General features: G+C 66.8%; 1 protein-coding gene. It reads left to right on the top strand.

The window, feature by feature from the left end:
- Positions 1–30: 30 nt before the first annotated feature.
- A partial coding sequence (locus KJQ96_RS38685) for a condensation domain-containing protein (protein ID WP_249727412.1) occupies positions 31–533 on the top strand: 503 nt, incomplete at its 3' end.

Genomic DNA, 533 nt, shown 5'->3' with positions numbered 1-533 from the left:
GGCGGCCACTCGCTGTTGGCGGTACGGCTCTTGAGCCGGCTGTCGCAGGCTCTGGGTGTAGCGCTGCCGCTTACGGCGCTGTTCGCCAAGCCGGTGCTGGCCGACCTGGCGGGGAGCGTTGTCGAGACATTGAGCCGCTCCGGTCCACAAGATCTGCCGGGCATTGTGGCTGTGTCGCGCGATGCGCCATTTGTGCTGTCGTTTGCGCAGCAGAGGCTGTGGTTTTTGGCGCAGCTCGACGAGAGCAGTACGAACTATCACATTCCGCTGGCGTGGCGGCTCAAAGGTGTGCTCGAGCGCAGCGCCTGGCAGCGCAGCCTTGACCAGTTGGTGGCGCGGCATGAGGCGCTGCGGAGCATTTTTGTCGCGTCGGAGGGTGAGCCTTGGGTTGAGGTTCTGCCGGCGGATGCGGGGTTGCCGGTTGTGGAGCACGATCTGCGGGGCCGGGCAGACGCGGAGGCGGCGCTGTCGGAGCTGTGCCAGGAAGAGGCGCGCACGCTGTTTGATCTGGTGCGCGGGCCGCTGATCCGCGG

Source organism: Bradyrhizobium sp. sGM-13, assembly GCF_018398875.1.
GTDB lineage: Bacteria > Pseudomonadota > Alphaproteobacteria > Rhizobiales > Xanthobacteraceae > Bradyrhizobium.
This window is presented reverse-complemented; position numbering and strand designations above follow the sequence as displayed.